Genomic DNA, 26856 nt, shown 5'->3' with positions numbered 1-26856 from the left:
TCCCGTCACCATGCCTCTGCCAGACGGCCGATTGCCGGTTTCACTGTTTCGATCGCCGCATCCTTCCAGCCCGGTCGTCCCGCGCGCTGCCCCTTCTGGCGCAGCTTGCGCATGTCGCTCAGCCCCTCGATGTTGACGGCGGGGCCGGCTCCGATGGTCTCGACCGGACGCGGCGTCAGCAGTGCGTCGAGCCTCGCCTGGCCGGAGAGGCCGAGCAGATAGAACGTCCCGCCGTCCTTCTTCGCGAGCCAGGTCTCGATGCTCTCGTTGCCCTCGCCGTCGACCGAGATGTTGCGCACCATGCTGGCGCCGGTGAAGTCGTAGCAGCAGGTGTGGGTCGGACCGTAATTGGTCACGGTCGCCGAGATGTTGCCGGTATAGAACACCACATAGGCATTGCTGACATTGGCGTTGCCGATCTGACTCATCGTGAACACGCCGCCCGGCTGGTAGAGCTGGAGCGCAGGCCAATTGGACGGCGCCGGCGTACGATTGTTGAGCAGCACCTGCGCGTTCGCGGTGGTGAGCATCAGCTGGCCCGGAATATAGCCGTTGACGATCGAGACGGCAGGCGCGTCGGTCCAGAAGGTCGCATCCACCGCCCTGAACTGGTTGATGATGATGTGGTCGGGGTCGATCGAGACGTTGGCGGACTTCGCGACGCCGCCATTATAGCCGGTGATGTTCATGATGAGCGGGATCGCCGGCGTCGAGCGGACCTGCTCACCGTTGACGTTGATCGTGTCGGCCGCGAGGTCGAGCTGCTTCACCACGCTGACCCAGCCGATCGTGAGGTCGCCCGGCGAAGTCAGCTTGATGGTGTTGCCCCGGATGCGGTCGAGCGAGATCGCGCCCGCCGAGACGAAACGCGTGTCGCCGTTGGCGGAGATCGACCCGCCCCGGATCGAACCGGTGTCGGAGCGCAGGTCGATATCGCCGGCATCGCCCGCGATGCCCGTGGTCGTGAGCTGACTGAAGACGATGTCGTTCACGGCATGCAGCGTCTGCGTGCCGCCGCTCACGGCCGTTCCGAGCGTGATCGCACCCGTCGTCGCCGTGACGCCGAGCGAGCCGCCGACACCGAGATTGTCCCAACGGACGACGGTGCCTTGCAGCACGGCGTTGCCGGTCGACGTCGTGAGATTGTGGCCGGTATTGGTTCCCGCCGCGATCAGCCTTGCCGAGCCGTTGGCCGACACCGAGCCGAGCGTGGTTGCGCCGCCCGACGTCACCGTCTGCGCCAAGATGAAGCCGTTGTCGGCGGTGACGTTGATATTGCCGGCATCGCCGGCATTGCCGGTGGCGGCCAGCGCGTTGAACGTCACGTTCTGGGTGGCATGGACCGTCTGCGAGCCGCTGCTGTCGGCGGTGCCGATGACGATGCTGCCGTTGTTCGCGACGGCGCTGAACCTGCCGCTCGCGCCCGTTGCCGTGCCCGCCACCACCTGGTCGAGCGTCAGGCCGCCCGTGCCGATGATGTCCACGCTGCCCCTCGCTGCCGACAACAGGCTCGCCTCGATGTCGGTGAGAACCTTGACGTAGATGTCGCCGGCGCTCGCGCTGGCCGACAGCCGTGCGGCGCTGAGGATGAACCGGCTGGTCGCGTTGCCGATGCCGTTCGATGCGCTCAGCGAAACTTCGGAGCCCGCGCCGGACGCGACGAACTTGGTCTGGCCGTCGCCATTGTCGATGATCGCTCCAAGCGAGGCGACGCCGCCGGCGGTGACGATGATCGACGGTGCGTTCGAGGCCGCCGCGTAGGACAGCGACGAGTTCAGCTGACCGATCGCCGCATCGCCCGTTGTGGTCACCGAGATCAGTCCGGCCGCATTGATGGCCGCATGGGCGCCCATCGACAGCGTCGCTGCGACCAGCGTGACACCATTCGAGCTGCTGGTCGCAACCACCGGCGCCGCGCTGGTGCCGGCCGCAAAGGTCATGCCGCGGTTGGCGAGCAGCTGCATCAGGGCGCCGCTGGTGATGTCGGCATTGACGGTGAGCGCGCCGCGCGAAACGTTCAGCGTCAGAGCACCGCCGGCCGTCAGCGTCCCGGAGGTGCCGCCGACCACGAGGTCGCCGGTGACCGCGAGGATGCTGAGGTCGCCGACGGCCGAGCCGGTCAGCGCGCCGGAGATGTTCACCTGGAGCGGCTGGAAGGCCGAGCCGTTGAAGCCGATATCGCCGCCGGCGCGCAGGTCGAGGTCGGTGCCGAGGATGTGGATCGCGGTGCGGTCGGTGAAGCCGGCTTCGGCGAAGATGCTGCCGGTTGCGGCGAGCTGGATCGCATTGCCGGCGGAAATGTTGCCGAGGATGAGATCGCCGGTGGTCTGCTTCACATAGATGCCCTGCGCCGACGAGACCCGGTCGAGCTGGTCGTTGCCGGGGTCGGCGAACGCGATCTGGAGCGCGTTCGAGCTGGTACCGACATTGCCATGCTCGGCAATCAGGGTCAGGTTGCCGATGTCACCTGATATCACCGGCCCGCTCGCATTGGCGGAGACGCTGGTGACGGCGTCGAGCTTGACGTCGCCGCGGCCGGTCACCTCGATGCCGTTGGCCTGTGCCGCGACGATCGGGCCGTAATTGGCGGTGACGCCGCCGAGCGCGAGGCTGTTCTTGCTGCCGAGATAGATATTGGTCAGCGCCTTGGCCGAGATCGCGATCGGGTTGTCGACGACGACGAGGTTCTGCTGCGACAGGCTGACGGTATAGGTCGTGACATGGGTCGTCGGGTCCGTGACCGCGCCGACGGTCAGCTGGCCGGGGCCGGCCGTGGCGAGCAGGCCCCTCTGCTCCGGCGTCAGCGACGAGGAATCGACGCTGGTGAAGGTGAACGTCTGGGGCGCGGCCGAATTGCCGACCGAGCCGCGCGGCGCGTAGAGCATGATCTGGTTGGCGCTGACATTCGCGATGACATTGTCGTCGATCGGCGGCGGAGCCGCACCGACGGCCGACGACGACACCGTGTAGGCGAGCTGGCTCTGCGTCCACTGCGAACCCGCGGTGATGATGCCGTAGACCCGCTCGGTCGACGCGAGCGTGTAGGTGTAGCTCGCATTGTAGGCATTGAGCGCCGTCTGCAGCGCCGTATTGCTCGGCATGCGCTGATTGGCCGTCGAGACGCCATCGAACAGCTTGGTGAACAGGGTCGACGACAGCGAGCTGCCGAACAGCGTCCCCAGCGGGTCCGCCGGAGCGGTGCCGAGCAAGGTCGTCAGCGAGCTCTTGAGCTGGTCGGTGGTGATCTGGCCGAGCAGGAACTGATCCCTCAGGAACCGCGTCGTGGCCTCGTTCTTCATCTGCGTCGTCGTGACGTTGGCGGGGTCGATGCCGAGCTTGGCGGCCACCTGCGCCCGCAGCACCGTCAGGCCGACCGAGGTCGGAGCGTAGGTGGTGCCGTTCGGGAACGCGATGTTCTTGAGCTGGAAGTAGTCGTTATAGGCCGACGTCACCATGGACTGGTAGCTGTTGACGGCGTTGGTCGCGGCGTTGCCGCTGAGCAGGTCGAGGCTCGCCCAGACGCTCTGGAGATGCTGGGTCTGCGCAGGGGTGAGACCAACCACTGCCCGCCCGTTCAGGATGCTGGCCTGGTTGCCGTCGGACCCCGCCGCCTCCAGGAAGACCGGGCCGCCGGTCGACTGGATCGTGCCGAGGCGCAAATCACCCTTGGACTGGACGATGTAGGTGCCGGTAGCCGAAGCACTGTCGAGAACGCCGCCGTCGACCGCGCCGTCGGCCTGCGTGGTGCCCGTCGCCTGGATCACCAGAGGATTGATGTTGGTCAGGGTGGACGCGCCGTTGACGACGGCGCTCGTCGCGCCGATCGCGCCGGCGCTGGAGTTGATCTCGACATTCTTGCCGATCACCACAGGGGTGGCGACGTTGTAAGCGGCCACCGAGTTGATGTCGCCGGTCGCCGAGATGAAGACGCTGCCCTGCGGCGCGCGGCCGGAGACACCCGACGTGACGGCGACCTGGTTGATCGAGAGCGAGCCGACGGCCGCGATCGCGATGTCGCGATCGATCGAGGTGGCGGTCAGATTGCCGCCGTAGACCTGCACCTGGACGGGAACGCCGTTCGCGCCGAGCGAACCGATGCCGCCATCGGCCTGGAGCGTCACGTTCTTGCCCGAGATCATCGGGTTGTTCGCGTTCGCCCCGGACGTGATGGCCGAATTGGCACCGGTGGCGATCACCGTCGTCGACCCCGACAGGTTGTTGATCGGCCCGTTGATGACGATTCCGGAATTCGAGCTGACATTGACAGTGCTCGCGCCGCCGCCGCTGAACTGGATATTGATCGGGTTCGACGCCTTGACCGTGTTGGTCAGCGTCAGGGTCAGGTGATCGTAGATCTGCTGGTACCAGTTGAACTGGGCGTCCGTGCCGCAGCACTTGTCGGGATGGGTGTTGCCGCCGGCATCGTGGTACGAACCGGTCGCGGTGATGACTTCCTGGAAATTCGCAGTCTGCAATTGGCCGGTGTTGCCGCCGCCGCCCGTGGCCTGCATCACGTTCTCGACCAGACTGATGGTGCGGGTCCAATTTTCACCGGTCGCCGCATTCGGCGTGTAGTGCCAGCCATAATCGAACTGCGTGCTGGTCGCCGGACGATCGAGCGTCGCCGTGTCGACCCACTGGTAGTACATGTTGGGCTTCACCGCGTACTGGATGTTCGCAGTTCCGCTCATACCGGTCAGCATCGCGGCGGTGTACGCGCTCGCATTGACGCCAGCCGTCCTGTACGTCGACACCTGCTGCGCGCCCGCAGCGGAAGGATTGTAGACGTACCAGGTCGTCTGCTGCTGGAGCTGATCGACGATCTGGATCACGCTGGGCGCGCTGACGCCGGTGTTGATGGTGTTGGTGACGAGCTGGAGCCCGGTCGTGTTGTTGACCGTGATCGAGCCGGCACCACCCTTGACCGCGATCGTGCCCTGGGACGTGCCGTCGGTCGAGGTCGAGATGATCTTGCCGTTCAGATAGACGTAGCCGCCCGAGCCCTGCACCACGCCGTTCACGAGGATCTGGTCGGTGAGCGCGTTGTACCTCACTCCGATCTTGAGATCGCTGGCGACCTGCGTCGTCGCAGCGGCCGTGATGTCGTAATAGCTGCCGTTCCGCGCGTTGGCCTGGGCCTGGGCAAAGGCCGCGCTGTCGCTCTTGAGGCTGTTGATGGCGGACAATGCACCGCCGCCGATGTCGACCGAGTAATTGCTGCTCGTGCCGCTCTGGATGAGGCCGTTGACGTTGATGACACCCGCCGAGATGATGATCGCCTGGCCGAGGATGAAGGGCGCGTTCGCGGGGTTTTGGTATCCCGAGGGCGTGGTCGAGCTCCAGTTCGACTGAGCGTTGGTGGCCGCGGTCCTCGGCGTGATCACGTCATTCTGGACATTGACGACCTGGAAGTAGGCCGAGCATCCCGAGCAGTTGAACGGCGAGTAGAACGTCGACGTGTGGTTGGTGGTGACGGTATTGCCCTGGGCGTCCGTCGAGGTCGTGGTGTAATCGTAGGTCGTGTTGCTGTAGACGCCCTGGCCCGTATAGGTATTCCGCTCCCAGGGCGCGGTCGTGATGGTCTGAACGGTCGGACCTTCCATCGCCGCGAGGGTGGCGGTGCTGCCCACGCTGCCGGCGTTCGGGTTGCCGTTACCGGGCGCGCCGGATCCCATCGGCAGGAAGATTGCCGAATAGAGCGACAGGCCGTCGTAATACGTCATCAGCATGCGCGCGGTGAAGATCGTGCTGTTGGCGGCCGTTTGCTGAACGCCCGTATTGCCGTCGACGCAGCAGTAGTAAAAATACGGGTGATTGCCGCCTGCGCCGATATGCGGACTGTACTCGTATGCGCCATAGGCGCCGAGGTAGGTCGCCGCCGCCATCACCGCCGTCAGCGTGTCGTTGTCCGCCGGCTTGTACTGGACACCAGCCCATTGCGCGGTGACATCGTGGTTGGAGTTGTAGAAGCTGCCGATTCCCCCAAGGAACACGAACGAGCCGTTCGGCGCCACCATCTGGATGGTGGCGGCATTGAGCGACTGCGACGCGACGATGCTGCCGAGATTGTTGGTGATCTTGAGCAGACCGCCCTCGTTGGTGACGATGCCGTCGAAATAGATGTCGGGCTTGCGGGTCAGCTGGTTGCCGCTGCCGTCGACGCCGAGTCCGCTGTCGGGATCGACGCGGTTGTAGGTCGCCGAGATGTCGATGATCGGCGTCGCGCTCGGCGTGGCGGTGAAGGTCACGTTGGAATGCGAATCCGGATCGACATGGTTGACCTGACGGTAGGTGATGTTGCCGCCGGTGACATTGGTGACAGTGAGGTTCGCGAAGTCCATGAAGTCGAGGCCGCGGTTCTCGACCTTGATCATCGGCGAACCGCGCGCGATGACCGCTGGCGCCGAATGACCGGCGAGGCTGTTTCCGGTCAGCTTCTGCGCAAGGATCGAGACGTTGCCAGCAGACACCAGCATGTCGCCGAACGCGAAGGCATTGCCAGGGGCGTCGGAGGTATACGGCGCCTGCTGGATCAACGCGTTGATCTGGCGCTGGATATCGCCGGTCGGATCGGCGCCGGACGGCGCCATCGTCGGCGTCGGGGTCCGCACCGCGAGCGCGCTCCGGATCTGCGTCTCGGTGAGGCCGGTCAGCGTAACGAGCTGGTTGACGACGTTCTGGTAGGGGTTGAAGCCGCCGACGATGGTGTACTGCACCGTCTGGTGGTTCCAGCTCTTCACCGGGCTGAAATGATCGATATCGGAGACGTATTCGAGCGTGGATGACAGCGACGAGTACGGGCTCGTCGTGCTCAGGGTCGGCGCGCCTGCACCGAGATCGATGGTGATGAGCACGTCGCTGTTGATGCCCGCCACCACCAGGCCGTTGAGCGCGACATCGCCGGTTCCGCTGGTGAGGCTGTGGTTGTCGCTGTTCTTGGCGCTGAAGATGTCCAGATACGGATTGTAGTTGCTGCCGTTGCCGGAGGCGGTGACCTGCCCCTGGGTTGCGCCCAGGTAGATGTCACGAACGCCGAGCACACGCGAACCGTCGGAGAGCGTCAGGGTGCTGTCGTCGCCGGCATTGGCCGTGCCGCGGTAGAGGGTCGAGATCGGAATGGCGGTATTGTTGTAGACGACCGTCGTCGCAGTCGCCTGGATGCTGCTGAAGGTGATGGTATCGCCGGACATGCCGGCAAAGATGTTGATGTCGCGCCAGGCCTGGATCGTCGTGCCGCTGTCGACGGTGACGTCCTGGTTGGCGTGGACCCAGGTGTTGGTGCTGGCGCCAACGCCCGCGATCGCGCCGTAGAGACTGGCATTGGCATTGTTGGACGCCGCCATCTTCGCAGCCGTGCCGATGAAGATCTTGCCGACGCTGAACAGCTCCCGGGCATGGATGTTGACCGCGAGGGTGGCGTTCGCCGTCATGTTGGATTCGGCGCCGCCGCCGGCGAAGAAGCTGGCCGTAGCGAGGCTCGCCGTGTCCCTGGTGTTCAGCGTGTTATAGGCCTCGATGTCGATCACGCCGATCGCCGTCCGCGGGTCACCGTTGAGGCTCAGGATCGTCCCGGCGCCAATATTGGTGGTGACGGTCTGGGTGACATCGGAGTCGCTCAGCGCAGCAGCACCGGAGAACGAGCCACCGGAGCCCGAACGCGCGCCGCCACCGGCCTGGTTCACGTTATCTTTGGACGTGACGACCATGTCGCCGCCATCCGAGTTGATGATCAGGTGGGTTCCGATCTCGGCCGTGGTGGTCGAAGTGACGTCGTTCTGCGCCTTGCCGGCGGAGACGCCGGCCGTGGACGCCTGGAAGGCGTCGCCGCTCGCGGCATAGTTGGTGGTGTGCTCTGCCGCGACTTTGATGCCGCCGAAATAGAGTGTGTCATCCGTCGTGCCACCGTCGAACCGCGCGTTGGTCACGGCTGTGGAGTTGGTCGTGGCGACCGCCGCCGCGCCGGCATAGGTGCCGCCCGCGCCCACCGTCGCGTTGGAGACATTGGCATCCGTGCCGGTGGCCGTGATCTCGAGGATGCCGGTGTAGTTGGCGCGGTTGAGGTTATCCATGTCCGCGGGCGCGCCCAGATAGGCGTAGGTATGCGCGTTCGACGAGGTCTGGGCGACGGTCGCGCCCAGGGCAAGGAAGCCGCTCGAAAGGCCGGTCGCTTCGGCGTATTGAGCGCTGTCGTTCTGCGCCGCGATGAGCACATCGGCGTTGGGAAGCTCGATCCCGGTTCCCCCATACGCGCTGACGGTCGCGTTCTGGGAAGCCCTGGCGTAGCTGCCCTGCGCGCCGATCAGCGAGCCGCCGCCACCGGCGAGCGCCTTGGCCCAGGTCGTCGTGCCATAGAGCGTCGTCGTGCTTCCGTCCGTATTGGTCTGCGTGCCGATGATCGGGACGAGCGCCATCGCGGTCACGGCGAGCGCGCCGCCCGAGAAGACGGTGTTGTCGCCGACATCAGCCGTAACAGTGGCTCCGACCGTCGACTGGGCGATGGCGACGCCAACTGCACCGCCCCCCACCGAGACGCCGATCGCCTCGCTCGACAGATTGGGCGTAACCGATGCCGTCACCAAGGTGCCGACACCGGTCGCGGAGGTGGTGATCGAGGAACCCGCGCCGATCTCTGCGGTCACGGTCGAATTCTCGTGCGCCTCCGCATCCGCGCCGACGCCAGCGAGGATGCCGCCGCCGAGTGCCGTTGCGGTCGTCGACAACTTGCCGGCTCCCGCCGCGCCCACCGCGAGCGTCGAGGCATTGACGGTCGCATCGTCCAGAACCTTCGCCGCGACCGAGCTCGACCGTCCGGCCGTCGCCACCGAGGCGCCGACCGCCGCGGCTCCGGCGGTGACGCCGCCCGTGAAGACGGACTGGGTCGTGGAGTCCTGCGCCATGACGGCGACACCGGTACCGCCCGTGCCGGTGACCTGGCCGCCGAGCTGGGCCGTCACGGTGTTGGTGACATTGCCGAAGGCCACCGCTGCCTGGGCGCCGAAGTAAAGCGCCGCGCCGCCCGCGATCGCCTCGGTGTCGATGGTCTTGCCGCCATAAGGCCCGGTGCTGGCATCCCTGACGACCGCCGCGACAGTCACGGTCGGCGCGGACACGATCGCGCTCAGATTTGCGAGCACGCTGCTGTTGACGCTGGTGTAGCCGATACCGGCGCCGATGCCGACGTTCTTCGCAAAGCCTGCGCCGAGCAGATACATTTTGGCCGCATTGGCGCTGGTGGCGCCGACATTGACCTGCGTGCCCGTGACGTTGCCGCCGGCGATCTGCGCGGTGACGCCGTCATCGCCGCCGGTGAGCACGTTGCTGACGTTGTAGGTCGACGTCACGTTGGCGCTGTTGGGATTACCGGCCGTCCCGCTCGCGACCGCATCGCTGCCCTGCGCGGTGCTCGTCCTCGCGTTCACTGCCGCGATCGTTCCGTTGCCATTCTGGTTGAGCTGGCCGGTCTGCTGCCCCTGCGTGTCGGGATCGGCGGTGTTGGTGCCGATCATGATGACACCGACGGTCGCACCGATGCCGACGCTGCCGCCAATGCCGGCCGTCACCGCGTAGGACAGTACTTCCTTGGTGCTGAGCGCATTGACGTTGATCGCGCCGGACGAATTTAGATTGCTGTTGCGGCTTTCCGCGATGGTCTGGCTCTTGAACGCGACGATGTTGGCGGCGGCGCCGACGCCGACCCCGGCCCCGCTGGCGCCGACCGCGAGCGCGCCGGCGATCTCCTTGATCGCGACGTCCTCGGTCGCATTGATGGTGACCGCGCCGGCCGCGCCGCCTGTCACCGATTGCAGCGTGGTGTCGTAGACGCCGGCGATGGTAGTGTTGTTGGCGATCTCGATGTTGGCCATGCCGGCGATCGCCGCCGTGCCGGTCGAGAGCGCGCCGCCCACCGCATAGGCCTCGAAGCGGTTCTTGGTGGTGGCCTCGACGTCGAGCGCGCCGCTCAGATTGAGCGCGGTGGTGTGCGCGGCGCCGTTGCCCTGGTAGTGGAACTCGTCGCCGACATAGGCCTCGGTCCGGTTCGAGGAGACCTGGACCAGAAAGGCCGCGCCGATCGCGGCCTGGCTGCCATAGGCGCCCGAGCCGTTCGCGGAGAAGATTCCGGTGTTGTTGTTGGCGTTCACGGTTAGCGACGAGGCCGTCAGCGCGCCGCCGTCGACATAGGCTTCCGTCGTCGCCAGGAACACGTTCAGCCCGACCGAGCCGGTGTTGAAGCCGACCGCGATCGAGGACGCATCCTGCTCGGCATTGGCCTTCACCGTGACGGCGCCGACCGTCGGGCTCGACGACTGCACGCCGCCAACTGTGGCATTGGTGATGTATGCGAATGTCCCGCGCGACATCGTCGTGCTGATGATGGTGGCGCCGCCGCCGCCGTTTCCGGTCGGCGGAACGATGCCGGCGCCGAACGCGCCGGAATAGGAGAAGCTCGACGCCGCGACTTCGATCTGGGGCGCCAGCGTCGACGAAGTCAGGCGCGTGTCGATGGCCGCACTGTCGATATAGGCCTGGGTCGCCCCGCTCATCACATTGGTGATCGGGTTGATCATGATGGCGATGCCGCTGCTCGCGGCGAGCGAAGCGACGTTGGTCACGACCGCCTGGTGCGAGCTGGCGACGACGGCGAGGCCGCGCACGGTGTCCTGGTTCTCCGAGAGATCGGGCGTCGTGTCGCTCGGCGCGCGGGCCGTGCCGAGATCGAAGGCATGGACGAGCGTGCCGTTGTTGACCGAGAGGGTATCGGTCGAGCTGGTGCCGAGTGCATCGACCTTGGTGTTCGCCCCGCTGATATAGGCCGCGGTGGTCCCGGTGATCTGGTTGGTCACCAGCGAGCCCGCGCCACCGGCCGCGCCCTTGCTGATCGACACGGCGCCGGCAAACACCGCCGCCTTGTCGTTGTTGCCGGCGATCACGGCGACATTGTTGGTGGCGGTGACGTCGGCACCATTGATGCCGTTGGCGCCGGCGGCAGTGATGCTGGCCGTGACGTTCGTGCCCATCAGATTGGTGGCGACGGAGCCGGCCAGCCCCACCTGCGAGGACATCGCGATACCGACGGCCACGGTCGAGATGCTGGCGTTGGAGTTCGCGCCGATCGCGACGTTGCCCGAGGCGATCAGCTTGGAGCCGGTCACACCGGCGCTGACATTGTTGGCGATGCTGCTGTTCACCAACGCCAGGCCCGCGGCGCTGCCTTGCGTCGAGGCACCCGCGACGGCGGCGTTTCCGGTGATGCTGGAATTGTCTGTCGCGGTGACGGACACGTTCCTGGCCGTGACGCTCGATTGCGTCGTGCTCGACTGGCTGTTGCCGATGGCCGCCGAAACAGTGTTGGAGATGCTGCTGATCGTGGTGCCGCCGACGCCCGCAAACTGTCCGGTCGCAAGACCAAAGCCGATCGTGACCGCCTGAATCTTCGAGGAATCGACCGCACTCACGCTGACATTGCCGTTGCTGCCCGCCGACATCAGGACGTTGGCGATATAGGCCGAATGCGTGGTCGCGATGGTGTTATAGACGATCGAGGCCCCGACATTGTTCTTGCCGGCCTGGATCAGGCCAGCAACGGAGATGATGCTGGCGCCCGGACCGTTGCCGGTGCCGCCGTTGAGCGCGGCCGCACCGAAGTCGATGCAGTTCTGCCCGCCCGTGCCGCCGGCGACGGTGCACGTGTCCGAGGCGAGAAGATTGTTGTTCGATTTCTTGACGAGGTTGCCGAGCGCCGTGTCCAGCGCCGACACCGCACCGCTATCCGCCAGCACCGTCACGCGCCCGACGCTGATGTTCACGGTCGAACCGCTGCTGATGTAGGCCGTCGTGGTGGGCGTGATCTCACTGACGACGATCGCGCCGGCAAGACCGTTGGACCCTGCCCCGCCCGAGGCCGCACCGGCCGCAATGACGCTGGCGGTGTCGGCCATCACCAGCAGCGTGTCGTAGTTCGAGATCGAGCTGCTGCGGATGTGCGCGTCGGTCGCATTTCCTCCGGTGGGGTCGGCGATCGAAGCATAGGTCAATCCGATGCCGACGCCGGCCTGGCCACCCGAAATATAGAGCGAGCCGCCGCCGATCGCGACGTTCGTAGTCTGGTAGGCATCCACCTCGAGCGCCCGATTGACACCGCTTGCCTGCCCCGTGATCGTCGAGCTCTCGATATAGGCGTTGGCGCTATCCGTGATGATGCCGACGGAGGCCGACAGCGAGGCCGCGTTGGATTTCGATCCCGCCACGCCGATGGCGACGACGGTCTCCGAGCCGCCATTGAGCGCCTGCACCGTCACCGAACTCTGGTTGTTCATGGTGGTGCCGTAGATGTAGGCGAGCGTCGCATTGTTGGACATCGCCGCCGCGATGGCGCCGCCGATCGCAGCCCCCTGGGCGGACGCTCCGGCCAGATTGAGTGCCGCTGAGCCGGAACCGTTGCTGAGGATGGTGTCGTTGAGCGCTTGGACGATCGTGTTCGTCGCCACCGCGCCGGTCGTGGTGTATTTGTTGACCGTCGTGTTCCTGATATAGGCGCTGGTGCCGAACGAGACGTCGCTGACGGACGAGCTGCCGGCGAGGTCGAGGCTGAAGCCGTCGGTGCTCGATCCCGAAGTCGAGCCGATCTTGCTCGCGGCCGTCGTCACGCCGCTGGTTCCTCCGGTTGCGCCGGCACCTGCAGCGCCCGCCTTGTCGGAGAAACTGGAGGCCGCCGGCTCCGAAATCGACGCGGCCACGGCAGCCGCGGTGATGCGCCCCGAGGTGGTCGCGCTGATCGTGAGATTGTCGACGTTGACCGCCCCGCTCCCGCCACTGTTGCCGGCAAACGGATCGTTGGAGCTGAACACGCCCGGGCGAATGTCGGAATGGTTATCGCCGATATAGGCGGAGGTGTCGGCATTGGCTCCCAAATAGGCGACCGACAATCCGACCGCGGAGCCGCCGCTGCTATTCCGGCTCATCGCCCCGGACAGCGTCACGACCGACATGTCCTGCTGCGCCAGGATGCCGACGGTCGGGGCATAGACGGTGGCCTGGCTCGAGATCGACGCATGGGTCGTGTTGTTCAGGAAGCCGAGCGAGGTGATGCCGTTCAGCGCCAGCGCGCCCGCGGCCTTGCCGGACGACGGCGCGACGGCGACGAACTTGTCGGACGTGATCGCGTTGACGGCGATGTCGTCCGCCGCCCGCACCGTCGCGCGGTCCGAAACGCCGGCAATGGTGTTGGTGTTGAACTGAACGAGATTGAGCGCGCCGCCGACCGAAGAGCCGCCCGACGTGTTGCCGGTCAGGAAGCCGAGCGTGCCGACATTGCCGGCGGCGTCGATCGACGCCGTGGTCGTGGTCGCCGCGATCTGGATGCTGGCGTTGTAGGTGTGGAGGTCGCCGTTGTCCATCCCGGCCGCCCAGCTGCTGCTGCATGTCGCGCTCGTGCACGTCGCCGTCAGGCTCGCGCTGCCCGCGACCCATGCCGTCGTGTTGTTGTTCACGACGAAATGGTTCAGCGAACCGGAAATGCCGATCGTGTCGCCGGCGTCCGCCGTGGCATTGGCGTAGCTGGTCAGGATGTTGCCGCCGACACCGAGATTGCCGTTCAGGTGGCTCAGCACCGCACCCAGTCCATCCCATTTCAGCCAGGTGTTGGTGATGGGCAGCTCGGTGGTCGCGTCGACGGCGATGTTCGCCGCGTTGACCAGGGTTCCGTTGCCGACATAAGCGTTCGAGTTGTGGGTGAAATTGCCCCAGGCGACGGCCGCGCTGATGGCCGTGCTCTCGCCAGACACCACGTCCTTGGTGATCGCGCTGGCCGTCGCATTGCTGCGAACGCCGCGATCGATGACGTTGCTGGCGACGGCGACGTTGCCGCTGGCATAGATGCTCGGCGCGCCGCCGCTCGGATTCTGCGCGATTGCAGCGGTCGCGCTCTGGGTGCTGTTGGCCAGGGAAAGCGCGCCCGCGGCCTTGAAATTGAAGTTCAGCGGCACCAGCGAGGACATGTGGTCCTGGATGATGGACGTCGGCGCGGTGACGGCGCGCAGTCCTCGCTCGATCGCCGCGATCAGCGCCGGCAGGCCTGCGATCGACGAAGCCATCGTGGAATTGCTCGTCGTGTCGGACGTCGCCTCGACCAGAACGGAACCGTTCATCCGGTTGGCGGTATCGGTTCCGAGCGATGCGCCGAGCGTCGCGGTCACGGACGTCGTGATGTCGCTGATGGCGAACGCGCCACCGACGGCGCCGCTCGCTCCCAGTCCGGGCGCCGCAACCGACGTTGCGCTGGTCGAGAACGAATTGTTGTTGATCGCACGCACCTTCAGCGTGCTGCCGCTGGTGTTCACCGTACCCGCAGCAAGATGCGCGCCGCTCTCGACGTTCGCGATCGTCGTCACCGATCCCTTGGAATAGGCCACCGTCGGGACGATCTGAGCGCTCGTCGACGCGGCGACGGCCGAGACGGCGAGGGTCGCATCGTTGAGCGCCTTGATCTCGAGATTGCCGCCGGCATTGATCGTCGCGCCCGAGGCGACGTTGGTCGTGGCAACGCCGTCGATCTTGCCGACGACCACACCGGCCGCGACCGGCGTGAGGCTGCCGAGCAAGGTGGACGCGACCGCCGGATCCGAGGCGGTCTCCGATGCATGCGCGGAAATGGTGACATCGCCACGGCCGTTGATGTCGGCATGGCTGTTGATGTTGATGGTCGCCGTGGCGCTGGCCGCGACGTAGCCGCCGTTGAGGCCGAGCAGCGAGCCGGCAAGCGTCGAGCCGACGAGCGCCAAGGCCCCGACTGGCGAGCCGTCCAGGAAACTCGACACGGCGGTCGAGGTCGCGGTGATCGAGACGGTGCCGCCGGTGATCTTGCCGTCGACGATGATCGCCGTCGCCGCGGTGGCCTGGCCGGACAGCTTGATATCGCTCGCCGTGGCCCTCAGCGTCACATTGCCGTCGGCGTAGGAGGTTCCGCCGAAATTGACCGACTGGGCCAGGATCTGCGCGCCATTCATGATCTCGATATTCGGCGCGTCGATGATGACGTTGTTGGCGTTGCCGGTCGAATGGCCGGAACCATCGAGACGGCGGGCATCGATCACCGCGTGCGCGGCGAGCGTGATCGAATGATCCGCCTGAATGAGGTAGTCGGCACCGGCGCTGAGCCCGTTGAGCGCATTCACGATCGAGCTGTTCGACAGCGTCACACCGGTGTCGCCCTGGCTCGCGTCGCCAATCACCAGATCGATCGGATCGAACAGCAACGTGCCCGCCTTGCCGTTCGGCGCGGCAACCTTGACGGACACACCGCTGCCGACGTCGATGATCCCGTTTGCACTGAAATCGACCAGGCCGGCATTGCCGGTCTTCGAGCTCGCATTGAAGGCGGCCCCGCCCGCAACGGTGAGGTTCTGCGCCGCCTTCAGGCGGATCTCGCCGGCATCACCGGTCCTGCTCGCGATGTTGAGCTTGGCGTTCTTGCCGATCTCGATGTTGTTGCCGGCCTGAACGGTGATGTTGCCAGGCGTCGAGGTGGTGCTCCGCGCGGTCAGGCGCCCGTTGACCCTGGCATCGTTGACCGCGCCGATATGGATCGAGCCGTTGCGCACGCTGATGGCGCTCGCGCTGCGCAGGCCCTTGGAATTGACCGAAGCGGCGAATTTCGCGGCGTGATCGAGATTGGCGATGTCGCGCTGGCTGGCGCCGCCAACATAGACGTTCTGCCCGGTCAGACGCACGCCGTCCTGGGCATTGACGCGGCCATAGATGCGGATGTTGCCGTCCGGCGAGACCGGGAACGAGCCAGCCATCAGATTGCCGACGGCCGACTGGTTGATCTGCCCCTGCGGGCCGATCAGGCTGTCGGTGAACTCGCGCGTCGGCGTCGAGACGTTGAGGCTGCCTACATTGACCACGCCGCTGCGGCCGACCACGAAACCCTTGGGATCGGCGAAATAGACGTTACCGCCGATTGAGCCGTTCATGTACGAGTTCAGCGTGCCGTTGACGTAGACCGGGGCGTCGCGAACGATGTTGACGAGGTTCTGCGTGCCGGTCGGCAGCTGCAGATTGACGGTGTTGCCCTGCCCGACGCTGAACTGCGAGAACGAGTTGAAGGCGTTGTTGCCGGAGACCGTCGACGTCGTGACGTTGGTCACGTTGCCGGAGGTCTGCAACGAGGTGCCGGTGCGGCCGTCGGGAACGATGACGTTCGCGGTCTGCGCCTGAACACGGACGCTGTACACCGGCAGGAAGACCATCTGCATCGCGCAGAGCAGCGACATCGAACGGAAATGCGCAAGTTTGCGCAAGCCGCGTTCGTCAGTGTCCCGCCTCGCAGATGGTCCGCGCATTTCAGATCCTCTTCATCGGCATTGGCGCCGATCCACGACCGGTGGGAGAATGTTGTGATCGTCCAGCATCAAAACTGGCCGGGCGGAAGCTTGAAGATGTCGGGGCTCTTGGCGTCGGCGACGTAGAACAGCAGCAGGCTGGTCGGCGTCAGCACGCGGTTGTTCTCCTTGGTCTCGAACGTCCCCTGCAGAAGCAGGATCACCGACCGATCCTTGGCGTCGCTGCCGCGGAACATCACGATGCCGCCGGCGACGGGCATGTTGACCGCGATCGAGTCGGGCTTGAAGCCTTCGCCCATGAAATGGGCACGCAGGATGTTGGCGTTGGAGAACAGCTTCTCGGGCGTCATCGCCGCGTCGGTCCCCTTCGACCAGACCGCGCCAACCTGGATCAGCGACTTGGACTTGTAGCCGAACACGTAGGAGAGCTCGGCGGTGCCGCCGTTCGGCAGCAGCTCCGGCGCGGAGAGCAGCAGGCTGCGCGTCAGCTCGGACGCGTTGTCCTGTATCTTGATCGCGTCGGGCTTGGGGCTGAAGTCCTTTGCCATCGCCGCGCGAACGTCGGTCTCGTTCATGCCGAACTTGGCGGAGCGAAAGCCGTCGATCGCCTTGGTCTTGTCCTCTGCCGCAGGTGTCTCGGCTGCGGCCGCCGCTGTCGCGCCGGCGGCAACCGGCGCCGCGGCAGCGCTGGCTTTGGGCGCCGGCGCGGCCTTCTGCTTGGGCACGGCGACCTGGTTGGGCACGGCGCCCTGGGCCGCGAGCGGCTCGATTGCAACGGAGGTGAGCAGGCCGACCAGGGCCGGAACGAGATAGATTTTGCGCATCGAAAACCTTCGAAACAAACCTGAAACAACGCTTCAAAAATCAGCAGCAGCGAAATCGGCTTCCCCGAACCGTCAGCTCAACCGGACGGAAATTGCTGCAACGCCACAAGGCGTTACAAAGCGTCACGGAGAAGACAAAGCTCGAAACAGCGACTCTTTGGCAGCAAAGGCATACGGTATCGGGCTGCCAAACGCTGCGAATGAACATTCACAAGCGCATTTTTTCATCAATTGTGGTCACCAGCCTTTCGCGTTATGCAAACCGCCTGGGGAAAGTTTTGCGAAGCATTTCATGATCGAGCGGCCCGCTCCTGCCCACACTGTGCCGGCGGTTGCCCGCCGCGACGTCCTCCGCCTCGTGGGCGCAACCGCCGCAGGATGGATTGCGCTCGGCGCAACGTCCGATCGCGTGCGGATCGTCGCCTCGCTGACCGCGTTGCCGCTCGACGACGAGCTGACCAGACGAAGCATGATCAACAGCGCAACCTCCCGCCTGGGTGGCCTCATCGTCGGCTTGAGGCAGCGGGGCTGGGTCGAAGGCGTCAACTTCCGCCTCGAGCTGCGTTCGACCTTCGGTGCACCGGATCGGCTGAAGGCGGCGGTTCAGGAGCTGCTCGACCTCAAGCCGGACGTGATCCTGACCGGCTCGACGGTCGAAACCGCGGCCGTCTTGGCCGCCACCAAGACCATCCCGATCGTGTTCGCCACCGCCAACGATCCCGTCGGCAACGGCTTCGTCCAAAGCCTCGCCCATCCCGGCGGCAACGTCACCGGCTTCACCAACAGCACCGCCGAGATGGGCGGCAAATGGCTTCAGCTGATCCGCGAGGCCGTGCCCGACGTCACGCGTGTCGGCATCCTGTTCAATCCCGCGACCACGCCGCGCGGCGGGCGCTTCTTCCTCGAATCGATCGAGCAGGAGGCCGCGGCGAGCGGCGTGTCCGCGATCCCGGCGCCCGTCAACGCGCCCGCGGAGATCGACGAGGCCGTCAAGCGCTTTTCCGAACCGCCCAAGGCGGCGATGGTCGCACTGGTCGACAGCTTCCTCGTCGTCAACCGCAAGGCGGTCGTCGCGGCGGCCGACAAATATCGCGTGCCCACCATCTATCCGTTCCACTATTTCATGGATGCCGGCGGGCTGATGAGCTACGGGCCGACGCTCGAAGTGCGCTCGGCGGATTACGTCGATCTCATCCTGCGCGGCACCAAGGCCGGCGATCTGCCGGTGCAATCGCCGCGGAAATACGAGCTGCTGATCAACCGCACGGTCGCCCGCGCGCTGGGACTGACGATCCCGTTCACGCTGCTCGCGCGCGCCGACGAGATCCGCGAGTGAACGAGACGGCCGACCAGGAACCGTTGCGGACGCCTCCCGGCCGGCTGTTCAGAAAATATCTCTACTCGATCGTTGCCCTCGCCTTTGCCGCGCTTGCCGTCAACACCGGCTTCGACGTCTGGTTCTCCTATCGCGAGCAGAAGCAGCTGCTGGCGGCGACCCAGCGCGAGCAGGCGGCGTCCGCGGCCATCCAGATCGGCCAGTTCGTCGGCCAGATCGAGAACCAGATCAGATGGCTCTCCCGCCTGCCCCCGGAGCTGGCGACCAACGAGGACGAGCGGCTGAACGCCATCCGCCTCCTGCGCCTCTCGCCCGCGATCGCGGAAATCGCCCAGCTCGACGCGCAAGGCCGCGAGCAGGTGCGCGTGTCACGCCGCGTCGCCGACAGGATCGGCAGCAAGCTCGATCTCTCCACCACGCCGGCCTTTCGCGGTGCCAATGACAGCCGGGCCTATTACGGGCCCGTCTACTTCTTCGGCGATACCGAGCCGTTCATGACGCTCGCCACGCGCGGCACCGGCCGCGCTCCTGACGTGATCGTCGCCGAGGTCAATCTGCGCTTCATCTGGGACCTCGTCACCGGGATCAGGGTCGGCAACACCGGGAAGGCCTATGTGGTCGATCGCATGGGCGTGTTGATCGCGCATCCCGATCTGTGGCGGGCGCTGCAGCGGAGCGATCTGTCGGGACATGCGGACGTGCGTGCCGCGCTCGACGGAGTCGGGCCGCCATCGAGCGGCCTCGTCAAGGAGGATCTGTCCGGCCAGCGCGTGCTGTCGACCTATGCGACGGTGCCCTCGCTCGGCTGGCTGGTGTTCGTGGAACTGCCGCTCACCGAAGCCTACGCGCCGATCTATGCGTCGATCGGGCGCTCGACGCTTCTGCTGGTCATCCTGCTGGCCTGCGCGGTGCTGGTATCGCTCTTTCTCAGCCGGCGCATGACCGTGCCGATCCAGATGCTGACGCAGGGCGCGAAGCGGATCGGCAGCGGCGATCTCGGCCAGCGACTCGCGATCAAGACCGGTGACGAGCTGGAGGCGCTCGGCGACCAGTTCAACCGGATGGCCGCGCATTTGCGGGAGTCCTATGCCACGCTCGAGCGCAAGGTGGTCGAGCGGACCTCCGAGCTCGAGAAGGCGCGCGATCATGCGCTGGCCGAGCATGACGCCGCAGAGCGCGCGCGCAGCGCGGCCGTGGCGGCCAACGAGACCAAGTCGCGCTTCCTCGCCGTCGTCAGCCACGAGCTGCGCACGCCGCTGAACGGCGTCATGGGCGTGCTGCAATTGCTGAATGACGGCGGCCTCAGCGAGACCCAGCGGCGCCATCTCGCCACCGCGGCCGCATCGGGCGAGACGCTGATCGCACTGGTCGATGCAGTGCTGGAATATGCCCGCCTGGAGGCCAGCACCGAAATGCTGGAGACGCGCGACTTCCGGCTCGACCAGCTCATCGAGGCTGCGGCCGATCTGCTGCGTCCGCAAGCCATCGGCAAGAATCTGACCTTCGATCTCGCCTCCGATGCCACGGTCAACACCGTCGTGCATGGCGATCCCGTCAGGCTCAATCGCATCCTGCTCAACCTGATCGGCAACGCGATCAAGTTCACCCCCAGCGGCGGGATCGGCTTGAGCGCGACGGCCGAGCGGCACGACGATCACGTCCTGCTGCGCGTCAGCGTTCGCGACACCGGCATCGGCATCGCGCCCGAGCTGCACGAGCGGATTTTCGAGGATTTCGTCCAGGCCGACGACAGCATCGCGCGGCGGTTCGGCGGCACGGGCCTTGGCCTTGCGATCGCGCGGCGCCTCACCCGCTTGATGCGCGGCGAGCTGACGGTTGAGAGCACGCCGGGCGCAGGCAGCACGTTCACGCTTGAAGTGCCGCTGGCCCTTGCCGGAAACGGCATCGCGCAAGGCGCGCTTGCGCCGTCCTCGCGACGCCTCCGCGTGTTGCTGGTCGACGACGATCCCGTCAATTGCGAGGTCGGCGAAGCGATCCTGAACAAGCTCGGCCATTGCCCCATGATCGCGAGGAACGGCGCATCGGCCATAGAGCTCGCCCGAGACCAGGCGTTCGACGTCATCCTGATGGATCTGCACATGCCGGACATGGACGGGGTGGAGGCGGCGTCGCGGATCGGCAAGCTCGATCTGCCCAGGATGCCGCGCATCATCGCCGTAACCGCCGACGTGTCGACCAGCGCCCGCGAACGGCTCGCCGGCGCCGGCATCGCCAGGGTCGTCAGCAAGCCGATCCTGATCAACGCGCTGCGCGAGGCGATCGAGGACGATCCCAAGGACGAACCGGCGGCAGCGCAACGCGCCGCGGCCGAATTGATCGACCGGCACTTTCTCGACGACCAGAAGGAGTTGCTCGGGCCTGCGCAAATCGCGAAGCTGCACGCCTTGCTGGCGCAGACCGGTGAAGACCTGATCAAGGACATCACGACGGCTGCGGCAGCCGGCGATCGCAGGCAGCTCGCGCGGTCCGCGCATCAGCTCGGCAGCGCTGCGAGCGCGCTCGGACTCGTGCGCCTGTTCGAGCAGTGCCGCGAAGTGGAACTGGCTGTGGCTTCGATGTCCCCCACCCAGTGCCAAAGTGCCGCCCGCGAACTCGCCGCGCTACGGCAGGCATCGATGAGGGCGCTAGACGACCTGCTTCTGCCAGCCGAGCAGCGCTTCGTCGGCTAGACCGTGTCCCCATCAATCAGCGTGATCGAGGATCGCATGCGCGATGTCCAGCCGCTGGAGGGGGCATACGACGAAGGGGCGGCCGACATTGGGAAGAAGGCGGTCAGCTTCCGTCGGAGACGCTACTTGTCTTGAACCAAGGGCCAAAGGCAGGTCGTCATACACAGCATGGCGGAGCCGATCGCGATGCCAACAAAACGCTCCAGCCCGGGGGTGATATCTGTGATCGGAGCCGGTCCCTGAACAAGGGTGACGAGAAGCCCGAGCGTGAACTGCGTTCCGAGATAGTTGATCTCCCGTCCCGTCTGAATTTGGCAGCCAACCCAGACGCCGGCAGCGAGGGTGAGCACGGTTACCGGCAATCCCGTGCCGAACAGGCCAATAGAGACAAGAGCGAACGCGCTACCAAGCAGGCATCCGAGCGTCCTGTGGGCGATCCTCTCGTAGATCGCGGCGTATCGGCGATCCCCCACCGCGGCCGATGGGACGATCATGATGACGTACGAGGTGATCGCAGTTTGTGAGAAATCCTCGATGCCGAACCACCGCCAGATGAGAGGTAGCAAGGCGACGGCCAGCGCCGCGCGTGTACAGTGCTCGAGCAGCAGCCAATGCTCTCGCAGCCAGTTCTCATTCAAGACATCATGCAGGCGTCCGCACCAGAGCACGTCGTTGGCATGTTGTTCCCTGCGGCCTGCCGTATCCGAATACAGGCTTGCAACGAAAAGGCTCATGCACGTTCCGACCGTAATCTCCGCCACCCGCGTGGCTGCGAAATGCACGACAGCGTCTGGCGAGGCGAGCGCCTCGGTGGTCACCATCCCGGCCGTAAGGCCAAAGAACAGCCATGCGTAACTGTAGTTGGTCGTCAGCGACTGAAAGGTGCCGATCCATGACACAATGAAGAGGAAAACCATCAACAGCAAAGGGTCATTCGCAGTCCCGGGCGCCAGCAGGAGTCCCAGCAGTGCTCCACCAGCGGTGCCCACGATGCGCATGAGTCCCCGCTGGAACGTCTCGGCGACGCTGCCACGCATCACCATGTAGCCGCTGAACGCCGCCCAGGAGAGATCATCAAGGTTGAGAACGGATGACGTTGCGACAGCGACCAACACCGACAGCACGCGTTTTGCTGCCTCTCTGGCGCGCGGGCCGCGAAGCTCGAGCGATTTGAGCTCACGCACCAGGGCTCGCGGTATCGGTCGCAGGGCCGATATCAGGAGCGGCATCGTCAAGGTTCTCCCAATCAGTAGATGACCAGGACGCGAGCGTCGGCGCCCATGAACAGCTGGTCGCTCCCAGGAGATTCGAGCAGCGTGAATCGAACTGGAATCCGTCGTTGCAGTCGGATCCAGTTCACCGTTGGAGATACGTAAGGGACGAGCGTCTCGCTCCCTCGCTGGCGACTAATGCCGTGCGCCAGACCCTGGATGCGCGCGCGGTAGAAATGCCATGGATTGCTGTCGAGCCAGATCCAGGCGGTGCCGCCGGGATGCAGGTGCCGTAGATAATATTCCTTGTAATTGGCAACGACGCGCCAGGCGTTTCCATCCACGATCGCGACCGCTGCGTGGCTCGTAGAAGCCATGTCGCCAGTTTGAATGGCAAGATGCGTCACGTAACCATCGACGGGCGCCACAACTTTGGTGCGGTCCAGGCGCCATTCGGCGAGAAGACGTGCAGCGTGGGCCGATGAAACGGCAGCCTTATCCAGGTTGAGCGTCTCGTTCGCCTTCTTCAAGGCAGCTTCGGCGGCATGTTGCTGGGCCGCGCTTTGCTTCTCGGTGGTACGCGTCGTGTCGAGGGCCTGGACGGAGATCGTACCGGACTGGGCAAGCGGCGTGTCACGGCGCAGATTTGCCGCCGCAAGGCTCGCGGCAGCACCCGCCGCTTCCTTCTGCGCCTGCAGAACCTGCAACTGTGCCCGGTCGACCGGCAGCTGAGCCTCAGTTCGCGCCTCCTCCGCGCGCGCTTGCTCGACAGCCAATCTGAACGGAACCGGATCGATGGTGAAAAGGAGTGTTCCTCGCTTCACCCATTCGTTGTCCTTCACAAGAACCGCTGCGATCGGACCCGTGACTTCCGGCGTGATCGACAGCACATCGGACGTGACGTATGCGTCGTCCGTGTAGGCGAACAGATAGCCCGATATCCACCAAGCCAAGACAGCTGCTGCAACGGCAAGGAGAAACAGCAGGGCACGCCGGCGTCGTGAAGGAATGGGCGATCGATCGGGTTCGGGTATCGCGGACAGCGAAGTTACAGCAAACGGAAGACTTGGCTCTTTGTCCCTGACCGTCGGCTCAGGGATGGACTTGCCTTTCAGGATGACATTCAGGTTCTGGTCCAATTTCGATCGTCCAGGTCAGTCAGCCTCCCAATAAGGGATATTTGATTTCTGGCGACGTGCAGTCAAATATATAGGAAGAACGATCTCGATAGCTTTTGGCACTGGCATGGAACTTCGCCACATCCGCTATTTCCTCGCGGTTGCAGAGGAGAAAAATTTCACACGCGCCGCTGCGCGGGTTGGAATTGGGCAGCCGCCGCTGAGCCAGCAGATCAAGGATCTTGAGGCCGAAGTCGGGGCTGCGCTCTTCCATCGCATTCCCCAAGGTGCCGAACTGACCGAGGCGGGGCGCGCATTTCTGGAGAACGTGCAGGTCATTCCTATGCAGGCGGAGCGCGCCATTCGAGCGGCTCAAAGGGCTGCGCGGGGTCAAATCGGATCGCTCCGGGTGGGCTTTACCAACTCGGCCCCATTTAGTCCTGTTGTCACCTCGACGATCCGATCGTTTCGCCGGGCTTATCCCGATGTGGATCTGACCCTCGAGGAGGCGAGTACAGCCCGCCTCATTGCGGGCCTACGGGACGGCGAGCTGGACGCGGTGTTCCTGCGCCCCAATGAGGGCGAGGACGATCTGCAGTTTCGGCGCCTCTCCAGCGAGCCGATGCTCGTCGTATTGCCCGCAAGCCATCCGGAGGCGAAGTCGACTGAAATCGATCTCATCAGGCTGAAGGGGGATCCGCTCATTCTGACGCCGCGCGGATCGGCCTGGGTTGACACCGTCATCACGGCCTGTCGGCGGGCGGGCTTCGAGCCGACCCTCGGGCAGTCCGCGCCTCAGATCAGCTCGGTCGTCAGCCTGGTGGCAGCCGAGCTTGGCTTTTCGCTGGTACCGGCGTCGATGCGCCAGCTTCAAGTCACCGGCGTCACCTATCGTGAGGTCAAAGGGGACTCCCCAGTCGCGCGCTTGACTCTGGCGTTTCGGCGTGGCGAGACCTCGAAGATCGTCCGCAACTTCATTGCTAAAGCGGTGGCGTGAAGTCAGACCGGAGCCGACAGATCTCGGCCCGACTCTTCCGCGCGGATCATTTCGGCCGGCCTGACGCCGCCTCGTCCTCGCGGTTGAAACGTTCGACGAGAAAGTCGATGAACAACCTCACCTTCACCGACAGATGCCGGGTCGGCGGATAGACCGCATAGAGCGCAAGCGGCGGCGCAGAACAATCGTCCAGCGCCGTCCGCAGCTCGCCATTCTTCGACGCATCAGCTTGTGACCCGAAGCAGGCATGGACCAAGGCCTAATTTGATGGACGATCAACAGGGCCGAGCCTCCACGACATTGAAGCCACCAGCCGGCAAGACTCGGGTCAGTTCAAAACCGGATTTTTCGAACAGGGCGGCATATTCTTCGCTGGTCCGCTCTCGGCCTCCAGGTGCAACAAGCATATTCAGATCACTGAATTTTCCCGGCAATTGATTGGGGGGCGCCACGGTGCGCTCGACGAGCAGCAGCTTTGCCGATTTGATCATGGCCCGACGGCAGGATTTGAGGATAGCTGTGGCCTCGTCGTCCTCCCAATCGTGAATGATGTGTCTCATCACATAAACGTCTCCGCCTTCCGGCACCGCATCAAAAAAGCTACCGCCGATGACTTCGCAGCGGTCGGCTACGCCATGCGCTTGCAATTGCGTCTTCGCTCCCGCAATGACTTGGGGCTGGTCGAACAGCGTGCCACGGGCCCGTGGGCAGGCTCGCAAAATAACCGCCAACAGCGTGCCTTGTCCGCCCCCCACGTCCACAACATGTCGAAAGCTTGAGAAATCGTAAGCCTTGACTATCGCCTCGCCGCCGCCTCGAGACATGTCGGTCATTGCGCGGTTGAAGATGGCGTTAGCTTCAGGATGCTTGGCGCGGTACTCCCAGACATCTTCGCCATGAAGATCTCTGAATGCGTTCCCTCCGGTGCGGACGCTATGCAACAAGTGTCCCCACGCCTGCCAATAGGCAGTATTGCCGACATGCTCTGCCCAGCCGCCAATGGGCGTTGCCGAGTTTGTCCGCAAGCAATCACCCATCGGAGTCAAAGCAAAGGTTCGGTCCGGGCCTTCGCGAAAGATACCAACGCCGGCGAGTGCACGCAGCAACCGATAGAGCGCGTCTGCGTTGCTCTCCGTCAAGGAAGCCAACTTCTCAGCGGAACGCGCTCCATCCTTTAGATGATCCGCGATTCGGAGTGTTGACGCGACCCTGATGGCCTGCGTTACCTGAAAGCCATTGATCAAGTTGAGCATGTCGAGCCAGGGATTGAGCGTCACGTCACAATCTCCAAGGTGTCGGTCAACTCCAGTCGGTTCTTCAGCGTATCGCCCGGCCGGCAATGCCGCCGCCGGCCGGGCCAATACGCCATGCAAGGGATCACTTCCTTCGTGCAGGACCTGTCAACATTGCGCCGTCATGAGCCGGAGGTTTTGACGACGAGCTTTATGTTGAGCAGGTTGACGCCCTTGAACGGATTCGGCGCGCTTTCGATGGTTCCCGTACCCGTGGCGTTCGCATAGGCGCCTGTGCCCGACAGGATCGTGTACTCGCCCGTCGATTTGCCGTCTTTGGCCGATCCGGTGTACCGCGCCGTGATCGAGCCTTCCTCGAACGTGTAAGTGCTATAGCCGAAGAAGGGGCCCGACCCCTTGAGCAAGTCCGAAGCATTGACGAACTCTTTCACGCCGATACGGCCATCGCTGAAGACGGCCACCCCGAAGAATTTGCCAGACACGACCGTCTGTCCTTCGACGTTTGCGGCCTCTATGACCTTGAGGTCGAGCGGCTTGGTGACGAGCTTGAATTCGAGCACCCGCTCGCCGGCTACGGCGGTTGACGCCGCGACGGCCAATGCCACGCCAGAAAGGAAAAAGGTGAGAGACTTCCGCATAGCTTCCTCCTGCGCTTGTTGAAACCAAGTCGAGAAGTGCGGGCTACTCATCGTGCCAGGCTCTTCGCGGTGGCACGGAAGAGAGCCCTCTGCAACGCCCCGGCCGCGGCTGAACTCTCTGTGTCCTGAGTCGCGAAGTCGGGGCGCCAATATGAGTCCCAAGCCACGGAAATAAAGTTCAATTATCAGTTGCGGTATAATCGTATCCGGCCACTGCGCGGGACTCTCAGCAAAGGCACGACTATTGTGGCCTCTGCTGGTTGCCGGACTTCATCCAATCGTTCGCGCAAGAGCAATTCCGAGGAATCGCTGTCAACAACGTTGACAATGGGAGAACCCATGCCGCTCACCAATTCAAAGGCAGATCCCTAGACTGGCCGCCGTGTAGCTCGCCTTCATGACCTATGGCGACAGATCGCTGCGAGCCGTTGCCCCGGCAGATTCGTGGC

Annotated in this window: 9 protein-coding genes and 1 pseudogene; 3 read left to right on the top strand and 7 right to left on the bottom strand. The window is 64.8% G+C overall.

Going from position 1 to position 26856, the window contains the following annotated elements; genetic code table 11:
* Positions 1-5 precede the first annotated feature (5 nt).
* Both HAP40_RS14090 and HAP40_RS14085 read right to left on the bottom strand, forming a co-directional pair.
* The gene (locus HAP40_RS14090; RefSeq protein ID WP_166817229.1) at positions 6-16340 is read right to left on the bottom strand and encodes a leukotoxin LktA family filamentous adhesin; all 16335 of its coding nucleotides are present in this window, start codon (positions 16338-16340) and stop codon (positions 6-8) included.
* 68 nt (positions 16341-16408) lie between these two features.
* Positions 16409-17164, bottom strand: a complete 756-nt coding sequence (locus HAP40_RS14085) for a hypothetical protein (RefSeq protein WP_166817230.1) — start codon at positions 17162-17164, stop codon at positions 16409-16411.
* Positions 17165-17456: 292 nt separating this feature from the next.
* On the opposite strand from HAP40_RS14085, the gene HAP40_RS14080 reads away from it, so the two are divergent.
* Both HAP40_RS14080 and HAP40_RS14075 read left to right on the top strand, forming a co-directional pair.
* Entirely contained in the window at positions 17457-18500 is a 1044-nt protein-coding gene (locus HAP40_RS14080; RefSeq protein WP_166817231.1) for an ABC transporter substrate-binding protein, read from the top strand.
* Positions 18497-21190 (top strand): hybrid sensor histidine kinase/response regulator, encoded by a 2694-nt coding sequence (locus HAP40_RS14075; protein WP_166817232.1) that lies wholly within the window; start codon positions 18497-18499, stop codon positions 21188-21190. Before HAP40_RS14080 ends, HAP40_RS14075 begins: the two co-directional genes overlap by 4 nt.
* Positions 21191-21312: 122 nt before the next feature.
* On the opposite strand, the gene HAP40_RS14070 is transcribed toward HAP40_RS14075, so the two are convergent.
* Positions 21313-22374, bottom strand: a complete 1062-nt coding sequence (locus tag HAP40_RS14070) for an FUSC family protein (protein ID WP_166817233.1) — start codon at positions 22372-22374, stop codon at positions 21313-21315.
* 62 nt (positions 22375-22436) lie between these two features.
* On the bottom strand, positions 22437-23540 hold the full coding sequence (locus tag HAP40_RS14065; RefSeq protein ID WP_166817234.1) for an HlyD family secretion protein: 1104 nt from the start codon (positions 23538-23540) through the stop codon (positions 22437-22439).
* 106 nt (positions 23541-23646) lie between these two features.
* Between HAP40_RS14065 and HAP40_RS14060 the strand changes: the two genes are divergently transcribed.
* Positions 23647-24516 (top strand): LysR family transcriptional regulator, encoded by an 870-nt coding sequence (locus HAP40_RS14060; RefSeq protein ID WP_166817235.1) that lies wholly within the window; start codon positions 23647-23649, stop codon positions 24514-24516.
* 46 nt (positions 24517-24562) lie between these two features.
* Here the strand turns inward: HAP40_RS14060 and HAP40_RS14055 are convergent.
* The 3 genes and pseudogenes from HAP40_RS14055 to HAP40_RS14045 form a co-directional block, all read right to left on the bottom strand.
* Positions 24563-24745, bottom strand: a pseudogene (locus HAP40_RS14055) (LysR family transcriptional regulator); the annotation flags it as partial.
* A 46-nt stretch (positions 24746-24791) separates the two neighbouring features.
* Positions 24792-25793, bottom strand: coding sequence for an acetylserotonin O-methyltransferase (locus HAP40_RS14050; protein ID WP_246741107.1), 1002 nt, complete (start codon positions 25791-25793; stop codon positions 24792-24794).
* A gap of 137 nt (positions 25794-25930) precedes the next feature.
* Positions 25931-26407: a hypothetical protein gene (locus HAP40_RS14045; protein WP_166817236.1), complete on the bottom strand. Its 477-nt coding sequence runs from the start codon at positions 26405-26407 to the stop codon at positions 25931-25933.
* Positions 26408-26856 lie beyond the last annotated feature (449 nt).

The sequence above is a fragment of the Bradyrhizobium sp. 1(2017) genome (assembly GCF_011602485.2).
GTDB lineage: Bacteria > Pseudomonadota > Alphaproteobacteria > Rhizobiales > Xanthobacteraceae > Bradyrhizobium.
Note: the sequence above shows the minus strand (reverse complement) of the source record. Positions and strands in the feature narration are given on the sequence as shown.

What these genes read in the sequence shown, in the direction of transcription:
- HAP40_RS14090 (WP_166817229.1), bottom strand. Translation starts at nt 16,340, where the DNA reads ATGCGCGGACCATCTGCGAGGCGGGACACTGACGAACGCGGCTTGCGC.
- HAP40_RS14045 (WP_166817236.1), bottom strand. Translation starts at nt 26,407, where the DNA reads ATGCGGAAGTCTCTCACCTTTTTCCTTTCTGGCGTGGCATTGGCCGTC.
- HAP40_RS14085 (WP_166817230.1), bottom strand. Translation starts at nt 17,164, where the DNA reads ATGCGCAAAATCTATCTCGTTCCGGCCCTGGTCGGCCTGCTCACCTCC.
- HAP40_RS14080 (WP_166817231.1), top strand. Translation starts at nt 17,457, where the DNA reads ATGATCGAGCGGCCCGCTCCTGCCCACACTGTGCCGGCGGTTGCCCGC.
- HAP40_RS14060 (WP_166817235.1), top strand. Translation starts at nt 23,647, where the DNA reads ATGGAACTTCGCCACATCCGCTATTTCCTCGCGGTTGCAGAGGAGAAA.